This is a genomic window from Streptomyces sp. NPDC006655, from assembly GCF_040703965.1.
Lineage (GTDB): Bacteria > Actinomycetota > Actinomycetes > Streptomycetales > Streptomycetaceae > Streptomyces.
Window position 1 is genome coordinate 17,029 of sequence record NZ_JBEYJU010000022.1, and the last position, 23,256, is coordinate 40,284.

22 protein-coding genes and 1 pseudogene are annotated in these 23,256 nt (G+C 71.5%); 12 read left to right on the forward strand and 11 right to left on the reverse strand.

From position 1 onward, the window contains the following. Nucleotides 1-107: 107 nt before the first annotated feature. The 3 genes and pseudogenes from AB0958_RS15340 to AB0958_RS15350 all read right to left on the reverse strand — a co-directional run bounded on the left by AB0958_RS15340 (nucleotide 108) and on the right by AB0958_RS15350 (nucleotide 1,933). On the reverse strand, nucleotides 108-1,163 hold the full coding sequence (locus tag AB0958_RS15340) for a transcriptional regulator (protein WP_366890989.1): 1,056 nt from the start codon (nucleotides 1,161-1,163) through the stop codon (nucleotides 108-110). 66 nt (nucleotides 1,164-1,229) lie between these two features. Continuing rightward, a pseudogene (locus AB0958_RS15345) lies at nucleotides 1,230-1,421 on the reverse strand (helix-turn-helix transcriptional regulator); the annotation flags it as partial. Between the two features lie 62 nt (nucleotides 1,422-1,483). Continuing rightward, nucleotides 1,484-1,933 carry an HIT domain-containing protein gene (locus AB0958_RS15350; RefSeq protein ID WP_366890908.1) on the reverse strand — a complete coding sequence of 150 codons (450 nt, stop codon included), beginning with the start codon at nucleotides 1,931-1,933 and terminating at the stop codon, nucleotides 1,484-1,486. 209 nt (nucleotides 1,934-2,142) lie between these two features. Between AB0958_RS15350 and AB0958_RS15355 the strand changes: the two genes are divergently transcribed. Together AB0958_RS15355 and AB0958_RS15360 are read left to right on the forward strand one after the other, a co-directional pair. Beyond that, entirely contained in the window at nucleotides 2,143-2,394 is a 252-nt protein-coding gene (locus AB0958_RS15355) for a hypothetical protein (protein WP_132891550.1), read from the forward strand. 12 nt (nucleotides 2,395-2,406) lie between these two features. Then, on the forward strand, nucleotides 2,407-3,591 hold the full coding sequence (locus AB0958_RS15360; RefSeq protein ID WP_366890910.1) for an SPFH domain-containing protein: 1,185 nt from the start codon (nucleotides 2,407-2,409) through the stop codon (nucleotides 3,589-3,591). Between the two features lie 257 nt (nucleotides 3,592-3,848). Here the strand turns inward: AB0958_RS15360 and AB0958_RS15365 are convergent, their stop codons facing one another. Genes AB0958_RS15365 through AB0958_RS15375 form a run of 3 tightly spaced genes read right to left on the reverse strand, consistent with a single transcriptional unit; the run spans nucleotide 3,849 to nucleotide 5,299 of the window. Beyond that, nucleotides 3,849-4,409 carry a GNAT family N-acetyltransferase gene (locus AB0958_RS15365; protein WP_366890911.1) on the reverse strand — a complete coding sequence of 187 codons (561 nt, stop codon included), beginning with the start codon at nucleotides 4,407-4,409 and terminating at the stop codon, nucleotides 3,849-3,851. A 5-nt stretch (nucleotides 4,410-4,414) separates the two neighbouring features. Next, a complete protein-coding gene (locus AB0958_RS15370; protein WP_366890912.1) occupies nucleotides 4,415-4,939 on the reverse strand; it encodes a LysR family transcriptional regulator substrate-binding protein in 525 nt (174 codons plus the stop codon). Between the two features lie 9 nt (nucleotides 4,940-4,948). Next, entirely contained in the window at nucleotides 4,949-5,299 is a 351-nt protein-coding gene (locus AB0958_RS15375; RefSeq protein WP_366890913.1) for a LysR family transcriptional regulator, read from the reverse strand. A gap of 151 nt (nucleotides 5,300-5,450) precedes the next feature. Between AB0958_RS15375 and AB0958_RS15380 the strand changes: the two genes are divergently transcribed. Continuing rightward, entirely contained in the window at nucleotides 5,451-5,861 is a 411-nt protein-coding gene (locus AB0958_RS15380) for a tautomerase family protein (RefSeq protein ID WP_366890914.1), read from the forward strand. Nucleotides 5,862-5,982: 121 nt separating this feature from the next. After that, on the forward strand, nucleotides 5,983-7,110 hold the full coding sequence (locus tag AB0958_RS15385) for a slipin family protein (RefSeq protein WP_366890915.1): 1,128 nt from the start codon (nucleotides 5,983-5,985) through the stop codon (nucleotides 7,108-7,110). Here AB0958_RS15385 and AB0958_RS15390 read toward each other — a convergent pair. After that, nucleotides 7,055-8,257 carry an MFS transporter gene (locus AB0958_RS15390; RefSeq protein WP_366890916.1) on the reverse strand — a complete coding sequence of 401 codons (1,203 nt, stop codon included), beginning with the start codon at nucleotides 8,255-8,257 and terminating at the stop codon, nucleotides 7,055-7,057. The two genes, AB0958_RS15385 and AB0958_RS15390, sit on opposite strands and share 56 nt — an antisense overlap. 111 nt (nucleotides 8,258-8,368) lie before the next feature. On the opposite strand from AB0958_RS15390, the gene AB0958_RS15395 reads away from it, so the two are divergent. The 3 genes from AB0958_RS15395 to AB0958_RS15405 all read left to right on the forward strand — a co-directional run bounded on the left by AB0958_RS15395 (nucleotide 8,369) and on the right by AB0958_RS15405 (nucleotide 11,143). Then, on the forward strand, nucleotides 8,369-9,499 hold the full coding sequence (locus tag AB0958_RS15395; protein WP_366890917.1) for a helix-turn-helix domain-containing protein: 1,131 nt from the start codon (nucleotides 8,369-8,371) through the stop codon (nucleotides 9,497-9,499). Then, on the forward strand, nucleotides 9,496-10,002 hold the full coding sequence (locus AB0958_RS15400) for a glutathione peroxidase (RefSeq protein WP_366890918.1): 507 nt from the start codon (nucleotides 9,496-9,498) through the stop codon (nucleotides 10,000-10,002). The genes AB0958_RS15395 and AB0958_RS15400 overlap by 4 nt, the downstream gene beginning before the upstream one ends. A gap of 253 nt (nucleotides 10,003-10,255) precedes the next feature. After that, on the forward strand, nucleotides 10,256-11,143 hold the full coding sequence (locus AB0958_RS15405) for a MerR family transcriptional regulator (protein ID WP_366890919.1): 888 nt from the start codon (nucleotides 10,256-10,258) through the stop codon (nucleotides 11,141-11,143). Nucleotides 11,144-11,260: 117 nt separating this feature from the next. Here the strand turns inward: AB0958_RS15405 and AB0958_RS15410 are convergent, their stop codons facing one another. The 3 genes from AB0958_RS15410 to AB0958_RS15420 form a co-directional block, all read right to left on the reverse strand. Continuing rightward, nucleotides 11,261-11,452 (reverse strand): DUF397 domain-containing protein, encoded by a 192-nt coding sequence (locus AB0958_RS15410; RefSeq protein WP_358973975.1) that lies wholly within the window; start codon nucleotides 11,450-11,452, stop codon nucleotides 11,261-11,263. A 202-nt stretch (nucleotides 11,453-11,654) separates the two neighbouring features. Beyond that, a complete protein-coding gene (locus tag AB0958_RS15415) occupies nucleotides 11,655-12,512 on the reverse strand; it encodes a Scr1 family TA system antitoxin-like transcriptional regulator (RefSeq protein ID WP_132891558.1) in 858 nt (285 codons plus the stop codon). 293 nt (nucleotides 12,513-12,805) lie between these two features. Beyond that, nucleotides 12,806-13,558 carry a GPP34 family phosphoprotein gene (locus AB0958_RS15420; protein WP_132891559.1) on the reverse strand — a complete coding sequence of 251 codons (753 nt, stop codon included), beginning with the start codon at nucleotides 13,556-13,558 and terminating at the stop codon, nucleotides 12,806-12,808. Nucleotides 13,559-13,735: 177 nt separating this feature from the next. On the opposite strand from AB0958_RS15420, the gene AB0958_RS15425 reads away from it, so the two are divergent. Together AB0958_RS15425 and AB0958_RS15430 are read left to right on the forward strand one after the other, a co-directional pair. Next, entirely contained in the window at nucleotides 13,736-16,756 is a 3,021-nt protein-coding gene (locus tag AB0958_RS15425; protein ID WP_366890920.1) for a D-alanyl-D-alanine carboxypeptidase, read from the forward strand. Nucleotides 16,757-16,953: 197 nt separating this feature from the next. Beyond that, nucleotides 16,954-18,819 carry an MFS transporter gene (locus tag AB0958_RS15430; protein ID WP_366890921.1) on the forward strand — a complete coding sequence of 622 codons (1,866 nt, stop codon included), beginning with the start codon at nucleotides 16,954-16,956 and terminating at the stop codon, nucleotides 18,817-18,819. 44 nt (nucleotides 18,820-18,863) lie between these two features. Here the strand turns inward: AB0958_RS15430 and AB0958_RS15435 are convergent, their stop codons facing one another. Further along, nucleotides 18,864-19,712, reverse strand: coding sequence for a hypothetical protein (locus AB0958_RS15435; protein WP_366890922.1), 849 nt, complete (start codon nucleotides 19,710-19,712; stop codon nucleotides 18,864-18,866). A 74-nt stretch (nucleotides 19,713-19,786) separates the two neighbouring features. Here AB0958_RS15435 and AB0958_RS15440 point away from each other — a divergent pair, with 74 nt between their 5' ends. From AB0958_RS15440 to AB0958_RS15450, 3 genes are all read left to right on the forward strand, one after another. Continuing rightward, a complete protein-coding gene (locus tag AB0958_RS15440; RefSeq protein WP_366890923.1) occupies nucleotides 19,787-20,572 on the forward strand; it encodes an SDR family oxidoreductase in 786 nt (261 codons plus the stop codon). Between the two features lie 217 nt (nucleotides 20,573-20,789). After that, nucleotides 20,790-22,361: a sodium:solute symporter family protein gene (locus AB0958_RS15445; RefSeq protein WP_366890924.1), complete on the forward strand. Its 1,572-nt coding sequence runs from the start codon at nucleotides 20,790-20,792 to the stop codon at nucleotides 22,359-22,361. Nucleotides 22,362-22,455: 94 nt separating this feature from the next. Then, on the forward strand, nucleotides 22,456-23,244 hold the full coding sequence (locus tag AB0958_RS15450; protein ID WP_366890925.1) for a hypothetical protein: 789 nt from the start codon (nucleotides 22,456-22,458) through the stop codon (nucleotides 23,242-23,244). The last annotated feature ends 12 nt before the right edge of the window (nucleotides 23,245-23,256 follow it).

A 23,256-nucleotide genomic window follows, 5' to 3' on the forward strand; every position in this document is an offset into this window, starting at 1 on the left:
ACGACCACCGCCGGGAACGGTGAGTCACCGTTCCGTTTCGAGAGGTATTGAAGAAGGGGGGAACCGGCCAGGGCTCTTCCGTCCAGGGAAGTGGTACGGCGCGGCCGTCAGCGGTCCGCGACGTGCAGGGCCTCGGCGATACGACCGGCGGCGAGCCGGGCGTCGGGATCGCGCGGCCAGCGGTTGAGGCGGCGCCCCAGCCGCTGGAGGTCGGCGCGGATGGTGGCGGAGTCGACCACCGACACCGAGGACGTCACCGCCTCGACCACGGCACAGGCGGGTTTCAGTTCGCCGGCCTCGGCGAGGGCCAGCGCGAGCCGGGCCGCATACCGGGCCCTCGCCCTGCGGGCCCGGGTCGGGACGGCGTCGAGACTGCCCTCGAGACGGCCCACCGCCTCGGCCGTACGCCCGAGGTCGTGCAGGCACCAACCGGCGACGAAGTCGGCGAGCCCGGCGAGGTGCATGCTGCCGATCACCGGTTCGGTGCCCGCCGACGGGTCGGCCTCGGCGCCTCGGGTCGCCCGGGTCATGAGGGCGGCGGCGCGGTCCAGGGCCCGGAAGCACGCGGCGTCCTCACCCAGCAGGGCGTGCCCCTGTGCCCTGCGCTGTGCGGCGAGGCCCCGTATGCGGCTGCTGTGCGACCGCTCCTCGGCGATGCGCGCGTACTCCACGGTGGCCCGTCCGTCCATCCGGTACAACGCGACATCGGCCCGCCGCACCAGGGTGTAGGCGGCGAACTCGGTGTCACCGCCCGCGTCGGCCAGGGCCACGGCACGGTCGGTCCACCACAGGGCGGCCTTCTCGTCACCGGCCTCCTGCGTCATCCACCCGGTGTACTCGGCATACCGGGCGGCCAGCCGCAGGGCCGCCTCCCGGTCGGCTCCGTGGGAGGCACCGGCGGCGAGGCCGCGCAACGCGTTCATCGATGTGACGAGGATCTGGGTGACGACCACGGGGCCGAAGGACTGGCCCAGGTTGCGGCACTCGGCGAACAGAGACGAGAAGTGTGTCAGCGCCTCCCGGCACTCGACATCGAACACCGAGGAGGACGCCAGCCGCCAGGACATGACCCCGGGCGTCACCGAGGAGTCGGCGAGCGCCTTCTCGTCGTAGGCGACGAAGTCGTTCCCGTGGTCGACCGACAGCCGGAGCACCCAGGGCATCGACCACTCGGTCGGCGCTTCGGGGGCGTCGAGTCCCGGGCGGTCCCGCGCCGGAAGCAAGGCGGTCAGTTCACCGTCCGCCTTCAGGGCCCGGTCGCACGCACGAGCGAAATCCGGACTGGGATTCTTGTATCCCCGTTCGACCTTACTCAAATGCGCTTTCGAATAACTGATCAGCCGAGCGAGATCATCGAGTGACCGACCGGATGCGACGCGACGCTTCCGTAACTCGGCGCCAAAAGAATTCGCCTGCACCATGCCCCCCTTCGGGAGCGGAAGTTCAAGCCAGACTCCCGCACCCCCGCAGTAATACTCACGTTTTATCCAATGACCGATGGCTGAAACACAGGGGGCCCGGCGGAATCATGGCGTTCCGGCTCGGTCGACCAGGGCAGTGCGATTCCGTCCCGATGACGACGGGGCAGGAGGTGCAGATGCAGATGGAACACCGACTGTGTGGCGAGTGCGCCCCGTGAGGTGATGATGTTGCACGCACCGAATTCGGCCGCCAGTTCGGCAGCACGGCGCATGGTGGCCGCGGAGACGGCCGGATCCACCCCGACGTCGGCGACATGCGCCTTGGGAATGACCAGCGTGTGACCCTCGGTGACCGCGGACAGCGGCACGAAGGCCAGGGAGTCCGGCCACTGCCGGACGACTCGGGCCGGGGCACGGCCGGCCACGATGGCGCAGAACGGGCAGCCCTCGGGCGCAGCCGCCCCGGTCTCCAGGAATCTGTCGCCGGGGACGTCTTTCGCTTCTGTCGTCACGTTCCGCTTCCTCGGCTTCCGCGTCGTACCTGGAGCCCGGCTGGTCTCCGGCCACGCCGCAAGACATACCCGGGGCACACCCGGCCGAACAGAGGACCGTGCCGCGCCCGCGGAAGTGGGGGAGGCCCGGGACGCACCGGGCATTGGGCAGGGGCGTCGCTGGGTCTATCGTCGGAATCACGAGGCCAGGGCGAGGAGGACGGTCGGTGATGCCGCAGGATGAGGCCGTGATCGGCTGCATGGGGAAAGTACTCATAGGAACGCGTGGTTCCGGTGGCCCCGGTGAAGTCCTGGTCCGGGTCAGGGGCGGTTCGGAGACGTTCCTCGCCTGGTCGGAGGAGCCCCTGCCGGTGGGTGCGACCGTGCTCGTGATCGAATCACGGGGATGCCGAGAGGTCGGCGTCATCGAGTGGGTGGATCCATTGGACGCGCTCGGCGGGGACACCGCCGAGGCAGGCTGAGGAGTAACAGGAATGTTCGGATACCGCGTTCCCGCTCCCGACGAGGCGATGTTGATCTCGGGGGGCAGGCGGGGACTGGGGGGCGCGCCGTTCCGAGTGGTCACGGGGCACGGGAAGTTCGTGCTGCCGGTCTTCAGGAAGGTCCGCTTCCTGACCCTGTCCATGTGCGAGTCCGAGGTCACCGAGACCTGTGTGACCAGGCAGGGCATCGCGCTGCACGTCCGCGCGGTCATCGCCTTCAAGGTCGGCAACGACCACGAGAGCATCATCAACGCCGGCCAGCGCTTCCTGTCCGACCAGGAGCAGATGTCGGTGCTGACCGGCCGCATCTTCGCCGGCCATCTGCGGGCCATCATCGGCTCGATGACCGTCGAGGAGATCGTCACCGAGCGGCAGAAGCTCGCCGCGGAGGTGCTGGACACCTCGAAGACGGAGATGGCGAAGATCGGTCTGATCGTCGACTCCCTGCAGATCCAGTCCATCGACGACGGCGACACCGGCTACATCGACGCCATGTCGGCGCCGCACAAGGCCGCCATCCAACGGCAGGCGCAGATCGCCCAGGCGCAGGCCACCCAGGCCGCGGTCGAGGCGGAGCAGGCGGCGGCCCGCAAGCAGGCCGAGTACGCCCGTCAGACCGCCATCGTCAAGGCCGAGTACTCGGCCGAGGTGGACCGCGCCCAGGCGCAGGCCGGGCAGGCCGGGCCGCTGGCACAGGCGCACGCCCAGCAGGAGGTGCTCGCCGCCCAGACCGAGCTGGCCCAGCGCCAGGCCAAGCTGCGCCAGCAGCAGCTGGTCGCCGAGGTGGTGAAGCCCGCCGAGGCCGAGGCCGAGCGGGTGCGGATCCTCGCGGCGGCCGAGGCGCAGCGGATGAAGATCCAGGCGGAGGCCGCGGCGTCGTACGACCGGGTCGCCCTCGACCGGATGCTGATCGACCAGCTCCCGCAGATCGTCAAGGAGGCCGCGGGCGGTCTCGCCGGCGCCAACGTCAACGTCCTCAACGGCGCGGACGGGCTCGGCGAGATCGCCGCCGGCCTCGTCTCCCAGGGCCTGACGATCCTCGACTCGGTGCGGCAGAACCTGGGCGGCCAGGACTCCGACGGCCACCGTTCCGAGGACGGCAAGGGCAGCGGCGTGCTGCAACTGCCCGGCGGCAAGGGGAAGAAGTCGGACGACGGCCCGGTGGACGTCGACTAGAGGAGCGGGTACCGCCCGGCGCGGGGCCCGGCGGTCGCTGTCAGAGGAGCGGGCGCCGCCCGGCGCGGGGCCCGGCCGTCGCTGTCAGAGGAGCGGGCGCCGCCCGGCGCAGGGGCCCGACCGTCGCTGTCAGAGGAGCGGGCGCCGCCCGGCGCAGGGGCCCGACCGTCGCTGTCAGAGGAGCGGGCGCCGCCCGGCGCAGGGGCCCGGCCGTCGCTGTCAGAGGAGCGCGCCGCGGGTCGCGGGGCCCGTCGCTGTCAGCGGTGGCGGACCGGACCCGTGGCCGGGTACTCCGAGGCGAGCAGGCCGTAGAGGAGGTCGTCGGTCCACTCCCCCTTCATCCAGGTGCTCTGGAGAAGGTGGCCCTCACGGCGGAAGCCGACGCGCTCCAGGAGGCTCGCCGAGCGGACGTTGCGTGCGTCGCAGGCGGCCGAGACACGGTGCAGTCCCTCCTCCAGGAGCAGGAACTCCACCACCCGGGTCACCGCCTCGGTGGCGTACCCGCGCCCCTGGAACGCCGGGTCGAACGTGAAGCCCAGTTCGGCCTGGCGCCCGTCCTCGTCGCGGCGCACCCCGACGTCGCCGATCAGCCCGGGTGCGTCCCGCAGTTGGACGGCGTACTGGAACCAGCCCGGGGCCCGGGGGTCTCCCGCCGAGAACCGGGCCGCGAGCCGTTCGGCCTCCGCCAACGGCACCGGCGCGGCCCAGGACTGGTACCGGCTCACGTCCGGGTCCGACCGGTACGCCGCCAGCGCCGGCGCGTCCTGCGGCCCGAACCTCCGCAACAGCAGCCTCGTCGTCTCCATCAAGCCGGTCACGTCCCTCAGGTCCCTTCGGTGGTCGTCGTCGACAGCAAGGCTCGCAGGGGGGCCGAGGTGTGGGGGCCCGGGCGCCAGATGAGGGCCTTGGCGTAAGGGACGCGGGGGGACAGGGGGACCGTCGTGACCCGGGGGTCGGCGGCGCCGCGGGCCGCTGCCGCCGCCAGCGCGACGCCCACGCCCGCCGCGACCAGTTCGATCTGCAGGGCCACGTGGTTGGTGGCGTAGGCCGGCTGAAAGGGCACGCCCGCCGAGTCGAACGCGGCGCGCAGGTGGGGGCGCAGGCCGCTGTCGGGGCCGTAGGTGATCAGAGGGGTGTCGGCGAGCTCGGCCGGGGTCAGCTCCGGGCGCCCCGCCTCGGGTCCGTCGGAGGGCACCACCACGACGATGTCGTCCCGGACCAGGACCCGGTGGTCGAAGTCCGGGTCCAGGCCCCCCGGCGGTACGGCGACGAAGGCCGCGTCCAGCGAGCCCTGCCGGACCTGCGGGACCAGACTGGCGCTGGTGCCGTCGACGAGGCGGACGTTCACGCCGGGGTACTACTGGCGGTGGAACGCGCCGAGCCGGGCGGGCAGGCTGCTGTGTTCGACACCGTCGGCGGCTCCCAGCGAGAGGTTTCCGGTGAGCAGCCCGGAGCGGGCCGCGAACTCGGCCTTCGCCGCGGCCACCGCACCCGTGACCACGCGGGCGTGCGGCAGCAGCGCGGCGCCCGCCGTGGAGAGCCGGACCGTGCGGGAGTCACGCTCGAACAGCGCCTCCCCCAGCTCCCGCTCCAGCTCGCGGATCTGCCGGCTGATCGCCGGCTGGGCGACATGACAGCGCGCCGCGGCCCGCGTGAACGACTTCTCCTCGGCCACCGCGAGGAAGTACTGCAGGGTGCGGACCTCCATGAGCCACCTCCATGAACACAGTCTACGCCGCGCTGAACTGCCTCTATTCCGATTCCTTATCGATGGTGGAACACCTAGGTCTTTGTGCTATCGGGCGTTCCGGAGCACGCTGGAGGAACAGAACCGGGTGCCGCGTCCGAAGGAGTTCACCATGCCTCTGGTCCGTATCGACCTGGTCAAGGGCCGCGACGACGACCAGGTCCGCGCCGTCGCCGACGCCGTCCACGCCGCCGTCGTCGACGTGCTCGGCATTCCCGCACGGGACCGCTTCCAGATCGTCACCGAACACGAGGCGGGACGGGTCGTCGCGCTCGACGCGGGACTGGGCTTCGAACGCGGTGCCGGGGTCGTCATGATCCAGATCTTCACCCAGGCCGGCCGCTCGACCGAGGTGAAGCAGCAGCTGTACGCCGCGATCGCCGCGGCGCTGGCGGAGGTCGGGGTCGCCAAGGAGGACGTGTTCATCGGCTACGTCGAGAACACCGCGGCCGACTGGTCCTTCGGTTTCGGCCGCGCCCAGTACGTCGAGGGCGAACTGGACGTCCCCGGCGCGGCGGCCTGAGGGCACGAGCCGCTTTCTTTGCACACTCCTGACGCCGGGGGCCGCATCCGGGCGGGCTCGGCCGGTGTCGTTCTTCTTGGCCGGATTTTTGTCCGGGTCACGTCGAGAACGGAGTGTGCCCATGGACGGCGCCGTTGTAGGGGTCGTACTGGTGGTCGCGGCGGTACTGCTGGTGCTGCGCAGTGGGATGCGCGTGGTCAACCAGGTCGAGCGCGGGGTCGTGTTCCGGTGGGGCAAGGCGCTGCCTGGGTACCGGCAGCCCGGCGTCACCTTCCTCATTCCCTTCGCCGACCGGATGCGCAAGATGAACGTCCAGGTCGTCACCATGCCGGTGCCCACCCAGGAGGGCATCACCAAGGACAACGTGTCGGTGAAGGTGGACGCCGTCGTCTACTTCCGGGTGACCGACCCGGTGCGCGCGGCCATCGAGGTGCAGGACTACGTCTTCGCCGTCGGCCAGGTCGCCCAGTCCTCGCTGCGTTCCATCATCGGCAAGAGCGACCTGGACGACCTGCTGACCGACCGGGAACGGCTGCACGAGGGGCTGGCCCTGATGATCGACAGCCCGGCCGCGGCGTGGGGCGTCCACATCGACCGCGTCGAGATCAAGGACGTGCAGCTGCCGGAGTCGCTGAAGCGGTCCATGTCCCGGCAGGCCGAGGCGGAGCGGGAGCGGCGGGCCCGGGTCATCACGGCGGACGGTGAGTTCCAGGCCGCGCAGCAGCTCGCCAACGCCTCCCGGATCATGGCCGACACCCCTGAGGCGATGCAGCTGCGGCTGCTGCAGACCGTCGTCGAGGTCGCCGCCGAGAAGAACTCCACGCTGGTGATGCCCTTCCCGGTCGAGTTGCTGCGCTACTTCGACCGGGCGACGAAGCGGCTCGACCAGGAGGTCGAGAAGAACGACCGGGAGGCGGCCGCGCCGGACGAGACGGACGGACGGCACGCGGCAGGCGGGCGGCACGCCGCGGACGGGCGGGCCGCGCTCAAGGCGGGGATCGAGCAGATCGCCGCCGTCGCCGACAAGTTCGCCCCGGCCACGGAGGTCGCGGCCGCGGGAACCCCGGCCGCGATCACGGCCGCGGAGACCACGGCTGTGAAGGCCACCGTCACGGACACCACCGCCACGGGCACCGCAACCGCGGACACCACCGCCACGGACACCACAGCCGCGGAGATCACGGCCGCGGAGATCACGGCCGAGAGGGGGCCGGCACCGGGGCAGTCCGGTGCTGCCGAGCGGCCGTAGCCAGCAGCAGCGTCACGGCGAGCGACGCGCCCGCCATCAGTGTCATGGCGTCGGCGGGCGAGGTGAGTTGAGCCACCGAGCCCGCCAGCGCGGCGGCCACGCCCTGCATGGTCAGCATGCCGGCCGAGTGCAACCCGAGGGCGTGGCCGCTGAGTTCGTCCGGTGTCAGTTTCATCAGCCGCTCCTGCTGGACCAGGCTCGCGCCGAATCCGACGGAGGCGACGGCGGCGCAGCCCGCGGCGAGCGCCGGCGCCGGGTGCAGGAAGAAGACCAGGTAGGGCGTGGCCAGGAGCAGCAGGAGCGGGGTCGCGAGACGGGTGCGGACGGCGGGCGGGAGCAGCCGGCCGACGCTCAGGTCACCGGCCAGCATGCCGAGGGCCGCGCAGGCGAAGAGGGTGCCGGCCGACTTCGGGGCGTACGACACGTACAGCGACTCGCAGCCGACCACCAGGCCGTTGGGCAGCCACAGGCCCAGATAGGTGAGCCGGCGTGGACGGGACGACCACAGCGTGGCGTTGGTGCGCCAGGTCGCCGCGACGGAGGGACGGCCCGCGGCACGGGGCGGGCGGGTGCTCAGGCCGAGGCGGACCACGACGGCGGCCGTCAGGTAGAGGGCGGCGGCGAGCAGCAGGCAGGTGCGCGGGGAGACGGTGGCGAGCAGGGCGCCGCCGGTGGCGTACCCGGCGACCTGTACCAGCCCGCTCATCATGTTGAACAGCGAACGCCCGGGCAGATAGCCGTCCTTGGTGAGGACCTCGTTCAACAGCCCCCAGCGGACCCCGCCGCCCAGCGCGGCGACCAGGCCCAGCAGCAGGACGCCGGTGAGCAGCACGGCGGGCGGGAGACCGGGCAGCGCCATGGCCGCGGTGGCGACGGCGAAGGTGAGGGAGATCGCCGCGAGGGTGGTGCGGGGCGGCAGCCGGTCGGCGCCGGAGAGCAGGAAGGTCGCGCCGAGCACCTGGGCGAGTGAGGGGCCGAACATGCTGAGGGCGGAGAGCAGCGGGGAGCCGGTGCTGCGGTAGACGAGCGTGCCAAAGGCGAGGCCGCCGACGGTGCCGCCGGCGTTGTGGGCGGCGGAGCCGAGGAAGAGAGGGGTGAACTCGGCGGTGCGGAACAGGGATCGGTAACCGGTGGGTGCGGTGGGCATGGTCGGGAGTCTCGGGGGAGGGTGTGGCGGGCGTTATTGTTTCGCGTGAGCGCGAAAGGTCCTCGGCGCCCGCTAGGCCCTGGGGAGCGGCTCCGACACGGGGGGATCTCCATGGGTTGGTGGGAGCTCAACGCGGACACGCTCGCCCGCAGCCGGTTCGTGCTGTCGCCGCTCGCCGAGACCTTCGCGAGCCTCAGGCTGCTGCATGTCCGCGCGCCCGCGCACCCCGGCGAGCGGCGCTGGCTGGACGCGTACCTGCCCGCGTACCGGGCGCGGCTCGCCGCCGACCCCGTCACCGCGCTGCTCGTCCGGGCCGGGCTCGGACGGGAGTGGATCGCCGACTTCCTCACCCCCACACCGCGGGACGGGGAGAGCGCGGAGGCGGGTATCGCACGGGTGGGGGCGGCCCCCGCGGACGCCGCCCGCGCGCACCTGCGGGTCTCCCTCGGCGGCCCCCTTCCCGCCGCCCTGGACCGCGACGACCTGCCCGGCCGGGCCGCGGAGCTGCTGACGTGGGTGTGGGAGACGGCCGTACGGCCCGACTGGGACCGTCGGCGGCGGATCCTGGAGGCGGATGTGGTGGCCAGGACCGCGCAGGTCAGCCGGGGCGGCTGGGCCGAGGTGCTGGACTCGCTGCGACCGGGCCGGACCCGCTGGCTGGGCTCCAACCGGCTCCAGGTCAATCTGCACGAGTACCCGCCGCGCGCGATCTCCGGCGCGGATCTCCTGCTCGTCCCGGTCACGCCGAAGTCCGGTTGGGTGTCCTGGGAGGAGCCCGACCGTTACGCCCTGGTCTACTCCTGCGCCGGGGCCCTCGCCGATCCCACCGCGCAGCAGGTCCCGGCGGCGCTGACCGCGCTGCTGGGGGCCGCCCGTGCCGGGGTGCTGGTGCTGTTGGGCGCGCCGATGAGCACGACCCAGCTGACCGCGGTGACCGGGCAGGGGCTGGGGTCGGTCGGCCGGCATCTGAGGGTGCTGCTGGACGCGGGGCTGGTGGAGCGGCGGCGGGCCGGGCGGTCGGTGCTGTACTCGCGGACGGCGGCGGGGGACGTGCTGGTCGAGGCCGGAACGGGGCCGCAACGGGGCCGGAGCGAGGGCGAAACAGGGTCGGAACGGGGCCGGAGCGAGGGCGAAACAGGGTCGGCACGAGGGCGGAGCGAGGGCGGAACAGGGTCGGCACGAGGGCGGAACGAGGTCGGGGAACCTGGGCGGTCACCTGGCGGAGTTAGCATCCGCTCATGACGACTACTGAGAACAACGGGTCCGTGCTCGACGTCGAGATCGGGGCGCTACAGGGCGGCTCCGCCGACCTGAGCCGCTACGCCGGCCAGGCCGTGCTCATTGTCAACGTGGCCTCCAAGTGCGGCCTGACCCCGCAGTACGGCGGCCTGGAGAAGCTCCAGGAGCAGTACGCGGCGCAGGGCTTCACCGTGCTCGGGGTGCCCTGCAACCAGTTCCTGGGCCAGGAGCCCGGCAGCGCCGAGGAGATCGCCGAGTTCTGCTCGGCGACGTACGGCGTGACCTTCCCGATGACCGAGAAGGTCGAGGTGAACGGGGAGGGCCGGCACCCGCTCTACGACCGCCTGGTCGGGTTCGCCGACGCCGAGGGGCACACCGGGGACATCCGCTGGAATTTCGAGAAGTTCCTGATCGGCCGCGACGGCCAGGTCGTCGCCCGGTTCTCGCCGCAGACCGAGCCGGGGTCGCCGGAGGTGGTGGCGGCGGTGGAGCAGGCCATCGGCTGATCCGACCGCACCGCCTGGGCGCGGCTGCCGCGCCGCCTCCGGACACGGTGGCCGTGCGCCTCCGGACGCGGTGGCCGCGCCCCCTTCGGGCGCGGTTGCCGTGCCCGCTCCAGACGCGGCGGCCGCACTGCCTCCGGGGCGCGGTTGCAGTGCCGCCTCCCGCGTGGTTGCCGGGCCGTACCCGGACGTGGGTTGACCTTGCCCCTGGGGCAGGGGGGAGTCTCCTGGTCGTCGGGCGGGAGGGAACCGTCCGGTGACGGAGGATGTGGGCGTGGAGGACGAGGAACTGCTTCCGATCGGCGTGTTCGCCGCCCGGTCCCGGCTCTCGGCGAAGGCCCTGCGGCTGTACGACCGCCTCGGCCTGCTGGCCCCGGCGCACGTCGACGGGGCGACCGGCTACCGCTACTACCGCGCCGGCCAGGTGGGGCGCGCCCGGCTGGTGGCGCTGCTGCGCAGGCTGGACATGCCGCTGGCCGGGATCGCCGAGGTGGTGGCGGCGCCGGACGGGGACACGGCCGCCGGGCTGCTGGCCGCCTACTGGGCGGACGTGGAGCAGCGGTTCGCCGGGCAGCGGACCCTTGCCGCATACCTCCGTGGACAGCTTTCCGGGAGGAGTTCGGAGATGGGTGAGTCGTTCGCGGTGGAGACGGTGGAGGTGCCCGCGCAGGTGGTGATCACCGAGACGCGGCACACGCTGGCGGACGAGCTGCCGGCCTGGATCGGCGCCTCACTGGGGCGCCTGGAGGCGGCGGCACGGGAGTGCGGGGGTGTGACCGGGTCGCCGTTCGTCGTGTACCACGCGGAGGTGTCCCTGGAGAGCGACGGACCGGCCCAGGCCTGTGTCCCGGTGGCGGACGAGGCGGCGGCCCGGAGGTGGGCGGAGCGGCACGGGCGGCCCTGGGAGACGGAGGTGCGCGTCGAGCCGGCGCGTACGCTGGCGTACACCCGGATCCGGAAGGCGCAGGTGGCCAATCCGCAGATCATGGCGGCCTTCGAGGCGGTGGAGCGGTGGATCGCCGGCCAGGACGGGCTGTCGTACGACGGCCCGTGCCGGGAGGTCTACTTCGCGGACTGGGACGCGGCGGGGCCGGAGGACCCGGTGTGCGACGTCGCCTTTCCCGTCCGCCGGTCGGACGGCTGACGGGCACAAGCCGAGCCCCCTCGGCAAGGACGGCGGGCTAGTCGAGAGGGCTCTGTGGGTGACGCTTGTGCAGTTGTCGTAGCCGGATGCGTGCGCGGTGGGTCAGGGAATGCCCCCCTACGCCTTGACCGAGGCCACGAAGGTGTTCCAAGCGGTGGCCGGGAACGCGAGGACCGGGCCCTCCTCGACCTTGGAGTCGCGTACGGCGAGTCCTGCGGTCGTCGGCGACTTGACCTCGACGCACGCCCCGTTCCCTGCGGAATAGGAGGACTTCGTCCACGTCTCCGTGGCGCCCTGAAGCAGTGCCATGTCCACTCCTGTAGCGAGTTGCAGTGGTGCTTGCTGTAGTGCGATTCACGCCAACCTTTCTGACCGGTTGGCGTGATCGACGCTACTAGGCAACTTCCCCACCTGGAGTACCCGTTCACTCGACCGGATGGCATATTCCATTGGAGACTTCCGCTGGAGCGTGTCCTCCGTGTACTATCCGGCGCTCACAGCTTGAGACGGCTCAACGGGCGTACTCCTTGGCCGCGTCGGCGATGAACTGCCGGGACTGCTCGACGTTCAGCGACTGGGCGCGCAGGTGCTCGTACATCACGGCGTACTTCTGCACGTCGTGGGCCTTCTCCAGGTACAGGTCGCTGGTGACGCCCTCCAGGTAGACGACGCTGGAGTCGGCCGTGTCGGCGAACTCCAGGATCGCGTACTGGCCGGTGACGCCGGGATGGGCGCCGCACTCGAAGGGCAGCACCTGGACGGTGATGTGCGGCTGCTGGGACATCTCGATGAGGTACTCCAGCTGCTCGCGCATCACCAGCCTGTTGCCGACCAGGCGGCGCAGCGCGGCCTCGTCGAGGACCACCCAGAGCCGAAGGGGGTTGCTCTCCGCGGTGATACGTTCCTGTCGCCGCATCCGGACCTGGACCCGCTTCTCGATGTCGGCGGCCGAGGTCTCCGGCAACGCGCCCTGCACCAGCGCCTCGGCGTACGCCCGGGTCTGCAACAGGCCGGTGACCAACTGGGGTTCGTACACCCGCAGCGACTCGGCGTCGGTCTCCAGGCCGATGTAGACGCTGTACGGGATGTCGCCGAACGCGTGCCACCACCCCTGCTGGCGCGAATCCCTGGCCATCTCCATCAGGGACTCGACGACCCGCTGGTCCTCGACCTCGTACACCCCGCACAGGTCGCGGACGTCACGCTGGCTGATGCTCCGGCGCCCGTTCTCCAGCCGACTGATCTTCGACTGGGAGACGAGCAACCGCTCGGCGACTTCCTCCGCCGTCATGCCCTTGAGCTCACGGAGCCTGCGCAGCTCCTGGCCCAGCCGGCGCCGCCTGACGGTGGGATTGACATTGGACGCCACGGGACGTGCACCTCCGGCTGCCTGCCTGTAACTACCACTTTGCGTATCTGCTGTTGAGCAGACTGCCACCAAGGTGCTTCCTACCGCTGGGAAACACCGGATATGCGGCGCGTACGCGTCAGTTCGGGCACGTTCCGGATACCCCGGACCCGGGCCCCGGAGACGGCCGAGCGGGACGGCGGGGCACGCACTGCCACGTGTGCCTCGTCGCCCCGCTCGGACCAGCGGCTCCCGAACCGGGTCTCAAGGGTGCTGGGTTGGTGCTGGTGTGGTGCTGAGGTGCCGTGTGTCGCTCAGTGCACCACGGCGCGTGCCATCGCGCCTCGGCGCGGCTGCATCGGAACACCGCGTGCGGGTTCCGGCGCACCGGGCCTGGGGCCCGGACCGGCCGGAGCCGGCGCCTGGTTACGGCGTGGCTGGGCGCCCGCGCCGTTCTGCACGTCCATGACGGCGTGGGCCACGAGCCCACCCATCGGGTCGTGCCGGATCAGATCCCGCAGCCTGGAACGAGAGGACCGCCCCTCGTTGCCCGGATACAGGTGCTTGCCGAGGCCCACCGCGTGGGCCAGGGCGGCGAGCGCCGCGGTCCGCGGGTCCGGCGGCACGCCGGTGCGGATCGCCGAGTCCAGCCGGCCACGGATCTCCCGGGTGACGGCGTTGTCCGTCGCCTGGTAGCGAGTGGTCGGCAGCACCCCGCACATCTGGCCCGCCACGGCGGCGACCATGCCGCACCGTTCGAGATGCGAGAGGTAGACCTGACGGAGCCCCAGGCGGGGTCCGCCGATCCAGTGCACAGCCCGCACGGGAGCGCCACGCCTTCGCAGCAACTCCAACGCGCAGTCCAAAGTCGGATCTCCAGTCGGCCGTGGCTGCACCACGGCGATACGATCCCCGTCTGGGGCTATCCGTCCGGCCAGCGCCAGCTCCACTAGCTGTGCTCCGGCCAGACCGAGGTCGAGCGACTGCGGCTGCGCAGTGGTACCCGTGGCCGGGTCCAGTGCCAGCAGCAGAAGCTCCTCCGGAAGTGTTCTGCGGCTCCTGCCCATCCATGCCTCCCCGCGTGGATGAATGACAGGGTGACCCCTCTCACATTGGTCTGTCGAGGGTGCGTGACCGGTTCGTAAGGGAACCGGTAGGTATGTCGTTCTCGTCTACGCCAGGGGTTAAGCCCGCACACAGGACACTGGTACATGGTTCGGACAGCGCACGGAGACGTGCGAAGCGTGGAGGAGGCATCGGTGGCGGGCGAGTCCCCCGACAGGTCGAAGCAGCGCGAGTCGTCGGCAGAACCGACGTCGGGGAGCGCGGGTTCGGTTCCCGAAGCACGCGATCCGCGGCTGGCGGTGGCCGCCGCGAAGGAGACGGCCGGCGGTGTGGACACCGCCACCCGGGTCTTCTCGGTACGGGACCCGAAGGCGGCCGGGGAAGACGACACGAAGCTCCGCGAGGCGGTGGCGACGTGGGTGCGCACCTCCGACGAGGAGCCGGAGGGGGCGGAGGCGGCCACGGAGCCCGCGGAGGGCGCTGAGCGCCCGCAGGAGGGCCGGGAGGCCCCGGAGGCCCCCGGGGCCCCGGAGAACGCCACCGACGCCCCCGACGCGGAGCCTGCGGCGGCGACCGCCCCGAAGGGTACGGCTGCGCCGGAGACGGAGCCCGAGGACGCCACGCCGGCGGCCCAGCGGGAGGCCGACGGCGACGCCGCCAAGTCCACGAGCGCGTCGGCGACTTCACCTGCCGACGCGGAGGACGCGAAGCCCGAACCCGGCCCGCAGCGGGACGCCGAGCAGCCCAAGGCCGCCGCCGTAACCGAAGTCCCCGACCCCGAGAGCGACTTCAAGACCCCGGCCGAACCGGCCGACGCCGAGCCCGGAACCCGCGCACAGGCGGACGCCGAGCCCGAGGACGCGAAGCCCGAAGCCGGAGGCAAGTCGGGCACCGCGCCCGCCGACGCCAAGGCCGGGACCGGCGCGCAGACGGACGCCGAGCCCGAAGAGGCTGAGGCCGAGGGTGAGTCCACGGCCGGGGGCGAGCCCGAGGACGCCAGGCCGGTGGCCACGACCGAGCCGGAGGACGCCCGCCCGGCCCGCGAGCCCGAGGCCCAGCCGAAGTCGGCCACCGAGGCCGCCAAGGCCGAGCCGGTCGCGGCGGCTTCGCCCGCCACCCCGGAGGACGCGAAGCCCGAGCCCGGCGCGCGGACGGACGGCGAACCCGAGGACGCGAACCCCGAAGCCGGAGGGGCGCCGGGCACCACACCCGCCGACGCCAAGCCCGAGGACCGACCCAAAGCCGACGCCGCACCCGAAGACGCCAAGCCTCAGGACCGATCCAAGGCCGACGCCACACCCACGGACGCCAAGCCCGAAGACAAGCCCAAGGCCGACGCCACACCCGCCGACGCCAAGCCCGAACACAAGCCCAAGGCCGACGCCACACCCACGGACGCCAAGCCCGAACACAAGCCCAAGGCCGACGCCACACCCACGGACGCCAAGCCCGAACACAAGTCCGAAGCCGACGCCACGCCTGCCGACGCCGAGCCCGAGGACGCGTCCGAAGCCGACGCCGGGGCCGACGGCGGTGGTGCTGACAACGATGGCCGGGGGCCGGGGAAGGTGGTGGATCAGCCGACCACCACGCTCAAGGCTCCGCGCGCCCAGCAGGTCGACCAGCCCACCACGATGCTCAAGCTGGGCGGCGCCCCCAAGCCCAAGACCCCCGAGGCCGAGGCCGAGCGCACCAGCAAGTTCGTCGCCCTCAAGTCGGACCTGAAGCCGGGTTCGACCCCGTCGGCCAAGCCGGAGGCCAAGCCCGGCGCCAAGCCCGGCGCCAAGCCGGGCGCCAAGCCGGAGGCCAAGCCGGACGGCGGTGCGGAGGGCAGGCCCGAGACCGCGTCCACCACCCGCACCTCGGTCATCCCCCAGGTCGGCCCCGAGCACACCACCCAGCAGCCGCTCCCCCCGAAGCCCCCGCTGGACCTGCTCGCCGAGCTGACCAACACGCCCCGGCCGCCGGAGACCCCGGTCAGGACCGCCCTGCGCCGGGTCAAGATCTGGACGCCCCTGGTCATCGTCCTCCTGATCGTCTTTGCGGTCGTACAGACCCTGCGCCCGCTCCCCCGGCCCACCCTCGACCTCACCGCGAAGGACACGTACACCTTCGACGGCAGCAAGGTGGACATCCCCTGGCCGGCCGACGGACAGGCCGCGCTCGACGTGCAGGGCATCGGCACCTTCGGCTCCTCCGGTGACCAGAAGCCGGTGCCGATCGCGAGCGTCGCCAAGGTGATGACCGCGTACATCATCCTGCGCGACCACCCCCTGAAGAGCGGCGCGGCGGGCCCGAAGATCAAGATCGACAAGGCCGCCCAGGACCAGGCGAACGCCGGTCAGGAGTCCACCGTCGACGTGACGGCGGGCGACTCGATCACCCAGCGCGAGGCCCTGGAGTCCATCCTGATCGCCTCGGCGAACAACGTCGCCCGGCTGCTCGCCCGCTGGGACGCCGGCTCCGAGAAGTCGTTCGTGTCGAAGATGAACGCCACGGCGAAGAAGCTCGGCATGACCAACACCACGTACACGGACCCGTCGGGCCTCACGAACTCGACGGTGTCCACCGCCGTGGACCAGGTGAAGCTGGCGAAGGCGGCGATGGCGAGCGAGCCGGTGTTCCGCGAGGTCGCCGCGATGATGTCGTACGACGACTACAAGGGTGTCAACCACGGCAACTGGAACCAGCTGGTCGGCCAGAACAACGTGGTCGGCATCAAGACCGGCACCACCACCTCCGCCCTCGGCAACCTGGTCTTCGCCGCGAAGAAGGACGTGAACGGCGAGACCCGCACGGTCATCGGCGCGGTGATACGGCAGCCGGCCAACGCCAGCAACGACAACAGCATCCTCAAGGCCGCCCTGAACGCCGGCGACCGGCTGATCCGGGCGGCCCAGGGCGCCCTCAGGTCGGCGACGATCTACAAGAAGGGCGATGTCGTCGGTTACGTGGACGACCGCCTCGGCGGCCGTACCCCCGTGGTGGCGACCAAGGACGTCACCGCGGTCGGCTGGTCGGGGCTGAAGGTGAAGCTGACGTTCGCCGCCGACGACGTCCCGCACACCGCGAAGGCGGGCACCAAGGTCGGCACCCTCACCGTGGGTGACGGCTCCGGTTCCGCCGTCCAGGTTCCGGTCGCCCTGGAGAAGGATCTCGCGGAGCCCGGGTTCGCCGCCAAGCTGACCCGCCTCGGCTGACCCATAACCGGCATTCCGTCACCGCACCCCGCTGATGGCGGCCCACCCCAGGGCCCCACGGCGGGGTGCGTGCTAGCGTCGCGAATCGGGGCAGGTCGCCGGACGCCGTGACGCGGCCGCGAACTGGACGGGAAGCGGCCGCCAACACCGTGGAACGCGGCCGAGAACAGAAGACGGGACACGGGGAGTGCCTTCAGGTGGCCACAGCGGAGCCGACACGCGCCGACAACGCCGATCCGGGTCCGGTGTCCGGCCGGCGAATAACCCGGTCCTCGGCGGACCCGGGCGTCACAGCCGACCCGGCCGGTACGGGAAGTAACAGCCGCACCGCCCGGCTGCTGCGCGCCGCCGAACCCCTGCGCCGGCGGCTGCTGAGCCATCCGGTGCTCTCGATGACCGTCATCGCCGGGATCCTGCACGTCATCTGGTTCTTCACGTTCGCGAACAGCGGCGGGGACCTGGCGGCGCAGGACGCGTGGGCCGAGTTCGTCGGGCGGCACCCGGACTCGGCGTACAACCTCGCCTGGTACGGCGGTATGCACCCGGTGTCGTACAGCGTGGTGTCGCCGTACCTGATGTCGGTGCTGGGCGTCCGTACCACGATGATGATCGCGGGCACGGCCTCGGCCGGTCTGCTGACCCTGCTGCTGATCCGCAGCCGGGCGGTACGCAACCCGCTGTGGGCGGCGTCCGCCGGGGTCTTCGCGCTGATCTGCAACGCGATCTCCGGGCGGGTCACCTTCGGGCTGGGCACGGTGTTCGCGCTGGGCGCGGTGGGCGCCGTGTTCTGCTGGCCGTACCGCTGGCGCCACAAACGGTGGGCGAAGGCGCTGGTCGCGGCGCCGCTGGCCGCGCTCGCCACCATGTCGTCCCCGGTCGCCGGGCTCTTCGTCGGCCTGGTCGCGGTCGCGCTGTTCCTGCAGAAGCGGCGGCCGGGTGCCTGGGCGCTCGGTCTGGCGCCCGCGGCCGTGGTGGCGGTGTCCGCCTGGCTGTTCCCGTTCTCCGGCACCCAGCCCATGACCATCGGCTCGGTGATCCTGCCCCTCTCGTACGGCCTGCTGTGCCTGTTCCTCGTCCCCAAGGAGTGGCGGACGGTCCGGCTGACGGCGGCCGTGTACAGCCTCGGGGTGGTGCTGGTGTGGCTGGTCAGTTCGCAGATCGGCTCGAACATCTCGCGGCTGCCGATGCTGTTCGCCGGCGCGACCCTGATCGCCGCCCTCCCGTACACGGTCCCGCGCTCGCGCAAGTACTACGTCACCGTCCTCGCCTTCCTCGGCTTCGTGGGCTGGATCGGCTTCAAGTCGGTCGACGACATCATCCACACCACCCCGGCCGCGTCCTGGGCCCGTGAGCTCGCCCCGCTGGTCCACCAGCTCCAGCAGGTCGGCGCCGAGAAGGGCCGCGTCGAGGTGGTCCCGGCCCGGTCCCACCGGGAGGCGTCCGCGCTCGCGCCGTACGTCAACCTGGCTCGCGGCTGGAACCGGCAGGCCGACATGGAGCGCAACCCGCTCTTCTACGACGACACCCTCAACTCCGCGAACTACCACGAGTGGCTCCAGCGGTGGGCCGTCCACTTCGTGGTCCTGCCGAAGGGGGAACCGGACGGTGACGGCGGTGAGCGGGAGCGTGCGCTGGTGCGGCGCGGGATGCCGTACCTGAAACAGATCTGGGGCGACGCGAACTGGCAGCTGTTCAGGGTGACCGACCCGGTCCCGCTGGCCGAGCCCAACGCGGTGGTGGACAGTGCCGAGCAGGGCGAACTGACCATCGAGGTCCGCAAGGCCGGCCGGATCCTGATCCGGATCCCCTACTCGCCGTGGCTGAGCATCGTCGACGCCAAGGGCAAGAGCCTGAAGGCACCGCAGGAGACCCAGGCGTCCAAGCACCGGGCCGAGGGCACGCCGAAGACGTACGTCAACGTCAACGGCTGCCTGGCGGAGACCCCCGAGGACGCGAAGGGCGACAAGTGGACGGAGCTGCTGGCACCGAAGGCGGGCACGTACCGCCTGGCGGCGCCGTACCAGCTCCCCCGCGGCACCCCGTGCCCCGACGAACTGAAGTGACCGCGGTGCCCGGCCGAGCCGGGTGGCCGGGCTTGTGGGCCCGGCTACCCGGCTGACCGCAGCTGGTCCACGTACCGGTTCGTGCCCGGGATCGTCGGTATGAACGGGGCGACGAACTGGACGGTGCCGAGTTCCGTGGCGGCCACCTCGGTGTCCAGGGCCGTGAAGTGCTCCTCCCACACCTCCCGGGGGTCGGCCTCCAGGAACCACAGCAGGGTCAGCCGGGTGTCCACCCCCTCCACCTGCTTCACGTACGTCATCCGGTCGCCGGGGAGCGGGGTCGGCCGGAAGACGGTCACCATGGCGCTCGGCGAACCCGCCAGACGCTTCGGCAGGTGCCGGCCGCGCAGCCACTCCAGCAGTTCCGCCCGCTGCTCGGGCGTCTCGCTGTCGACGACCTCCAGCACCAGTCCCGGGTAGGGATGGTCGAGGGCGTGGAAGTCGCGCGGCCCGGCGGCGCCGTCGCGGTACACGGTCGCCTCGTGGTCCTGGAACGCCGTGAACACGTGGGTGCGGTCCTGGTAGACCCGGGCGTCCCGGTTCAGCCGCTTGTTGATGCCGACCGTCCACTTCATGTGGTCGGCGTAGCGGCCGTCGGTGATCCAGTAGGTGGAGAGGTAGCAGCCGGCGGTGACGGACTGGGCGACGGCCGACTTCTCGGGGTAGCGCAGGAGCTGGAGGTCGCGGGTGGCGACCCAGCGGCGGCCGGCGTACATCCAGGGCATGGCCATGGCGCCCGCGTAGTAGTGGTCGTCCTCGTACCAGCGGTTGTAGGCGTACTCGTGCCCGGGGTGCGGCTCGACCATGGTGATGAGGGCGTGGCCGGGGCGGACGCCGTACGGCCCGACGGCGGCGAGTTCGGCGTAGACGTCACTGCGGGTGTCGTCGCTCATGCGGTTCCCCTTTCCGGTGGTCGCCCATACTCTGACGCTCCGTCAGATAAAGCGCCAGGGTTCAGGAGGCTTCCATGTCGCTGCTCGCGGGCAAGACCGTCGTCGTCTCGGGAGTCGGCGCCGGACTCGGGCACCAGGTCGCGGCGGCCGTCGTACGGGACGGCGGGAACGCGGTGCTGGGTGCGCGGACCGAGGCGAACCTCGCGAAGAGCGCGGCCGGAATCGATCCGGAGGGCACCAGGACCGCGTTCCGGGCCACCGACATCACCGACGAGGCGCAGTGCGAGGCGCTGGCCGCGCTGGCGCGGGAGCGGTTCGGCGGGATCGACGCGGTGGTGCACGTGGCCGCCTGGGACTCCTACTTCGGCGGGATCGAGGACGCGGACTTCGCGACCTGGGCCTCGGTCATCGACGTGAACCTGCTGGGCAGCCTGCGGATGACCCGGGCGTGCCTGCCGGGGCTCAAGGAGCAGGGCGGGGCGGTCGTGTTCGTCGGGACGCAGTCGGCGGTCGCCGCGCCCTCGCAGGTGCGGCAGGCCGCGTACGCCGCCTCCAAGGGCGCGCTGACCAGCGCGATGTACTCGCTGGCGCGCGAGCTGGGGCCGTACCGGATCCGGGTCAACACGGTGCTGCCGGGCTGGATGTGGGGGCCGCCGGTGCAGGCGTACGTGCAGTTCACGGCACATACGGAGGGGGTGCCCGAGGACGAGGTGCTGGGGCGGCTGACCGAACGGATGGCGCTGCCGGAGCTGGCGACGGACGGGGACGTGGCGGACGCGGCGGTGTTCCTGGCCTCGGACCGGGCGCGGGCCGTCACGGGACAGTCGCTGCTGGTCAACGCGGGGGAGCTGATGCGCTGAGGTCTGTTTCCAGCCAATCCAGGTGTTCATGTACATAAACCAAGGTCAGCTAACCGAACGATTTTACTCCCCTTTGACCCTACGCCCGCTTGTCGTGCCCGCGTAAACGAACCCACGATGAGCGGGCACTTCGCGGCCTTCCCCGTCCTCGCTCCGCTTATGCGAAGTGCCAGCCTGCTGAGCGGAGTTCACAAGGCGGACCCTGGAAGGGGGGCGCATGAACGGGCTCGACTGGGCCGTGCTCATCGGCTACTTCGGCGTGATGGTCGCGATCGGCGTCTGGTCGCACAAACGGGTGGACGACGTCAGCGACTTCTTCACGGCCGGCGGGAAGATGCCCTGGTGGCTGTCCGGCATCTCGCACCACATGTCGGGCTACAGCGCGGTGATGTTCACCGGCTACGCGGGCATCGCCTACACCTACGGCGTGACGTCGTTCGTCACCTGGTCCTTCCCGATCGCGCTCGGGATCGCGATCGGGTCCAGGCTCTTCGCCCCGCGCGTCAACCGCCTCCGCTCCCGGCTCCACGTGGCGTCCCCGCTCGAATACCTGAAGAACCGCTACGACCTGAAGACCCAGCAGGCCCTCGCCTGGTCCGGGATGCTGCTGAAGATCGTGGACGTGGCCGCGAAGTGGGCGGCCATCGCCACGCTGTTGTCCGTCTTCACCGGCCTCACCCTGAACCAGGGCATCCTCATCACCGGCGCGATCACCGCCGTCTACTGCACGATCGGCGGCCTGTGGGCGGACGCGCTGACCGAACTCGGGCAGTTCGTCATCCAGTTGCTGGCCGGGATCTCGATGTTCGTCGCGGTCGTGGTGAAGCTGAACGACAAGAGCATCGGCTTCTTCGACGCCTGGAACCAGCCCGCCCTGCACGGCCACGGCAAGGGACTGGTCGGGCCGTACGGGACCGTCTTCCTGCTCGCCTTCCTCTTCATCAAGCTCTTCGAGTACAACGGCGGCATGCTCAACCAGGCCCAGCGCTACATGGCCACCGGCAGCCCCCGGGAGGCCGAGCGCAGCGCCCGGCTCTCCGCCGTGCTGTGGCTGGTCTGGCCGGTGGTGCTGTTCTTCCCCATGTGGATGTCGCCGCTGCTGGTCCACGCCAAGAAGCCGGACGGCTCCGACTCCTACGGCCTGATGACCGAACAGCTGCTGCCACACGGCCTGTTGGGCCTGGTCATCGTCGGGTTCTTCTCGCACACGATGGCCATGTGCTCCTCCGACGCCAACGCCATCGCGGCGGTGTTCACCCGGGACGCGGCACCGGTGCTGTCCCGGCGGGCCCGGGAGTGGGGCCCGCGCACCGGGCTGATCGCGGCCCGGGTGACCACGGTGGTCTTCCTCGGCCTGTCGATGGCGGTGGCGACCCAGGTCAACTCCCCCACCTTCAAGGACATCATCACGGTCGTCATCAAGTGGGTGGCGGGCCTGATGGGCCCGATCGCGATCCCGATGATGCTCGGTCTGCTCCGCCCGTTCCGCCGCTCCGGCCCGACGGCCGCGCTCACCAGCTGGGCGGCGGGCCTGCTGGCCTTCTGGCTGGTCAACTACCCGATCAACTGGAACGTCGACGGCGGGGTCCCCCTCCAGTACCAGGTGTCGGTCCCGCTGGCCGTCTCCCTGGTCCTGTACATCCTCATCGGCTACCTGAAGCCGGAGGACACCCCGGAACGCCTGGCGATCATCGAGACCGTCAACACGGACGACGACGGCGCGGCGGCGGTACCGGTCCCGGCCCGGGCCCAGGCCGGCGGAGAGACGACCGTCGCTCCACCATCGTGATTAATCACCCCATATAACTGGTGCGTCGTGACAGGTCGGCGCACCGGTGATCCCTACCGTGGCTGACCTCGCACGGACCACGGAAGGAGTGGGTGTGAAGGCTCGCTTCGGGGTGAGAAGGAGAACGGCGCTCGCGGTCACGGCGGTGGCCGCGAGCGTCGTTTCCGTTGTCCCGGTTCCGGCCACCGCCGACGCGGCGGGGCCGCCGGCCAGCCCGGACCACTGGGGCGTCATCGCACGGGACACGATCGGCTCTCCCGTCGCCGACCTGCGGCCCGGCCCGTTCGGCTCGTTCGGCCTGCCGGCGGCGGCCGCGCGACCGCCCTACGGCCGGGGCAGCCTCGGCATCTCGGTGGCGGACCGCGCCACCTCCCTCACGCCGCCCAGCGAGGCCGTCCACTTCGGCAACGAGACCGACTTCTACGGCATCCCGGTGCTGGGTCTGCGCCAGGTCGGCTTCCACGTCTTCCAGACCGGCGAGAACATCTCCTACGGCGGCCCCGGGAACATGCCGAACATCAGGTTCGAGATCGACCCGAACCTCGCCGCGGCCCGCGCCACCACCTACTCCTCGATGGTGTGGAACCCGCCGCCCTCCCCGGTGGTGGACCAGTGGAGCCCCTACCTCGACGCCACCAGGACCGGCACCTGGTACCTCACCGGCAGCGCGGGCGCCGCGGCCAAGTGCACCGTGGACCACCCGTGCGGCTTCCGCGCCCTGCTGGCCGCGCTGAACGACGGCGGCGCACCACCGGTCGTCTACACCGCCGGGGTGAGCAAGGGCCGCGACTACATGTGGAACGGGGCCGTCGACGGCCTGCGCCTCAACGACGTCGTCTACGACTTCGAACCCGACGGGGTCCAGACCCACCGCGCCGGCTGAGCGGACGCCGGA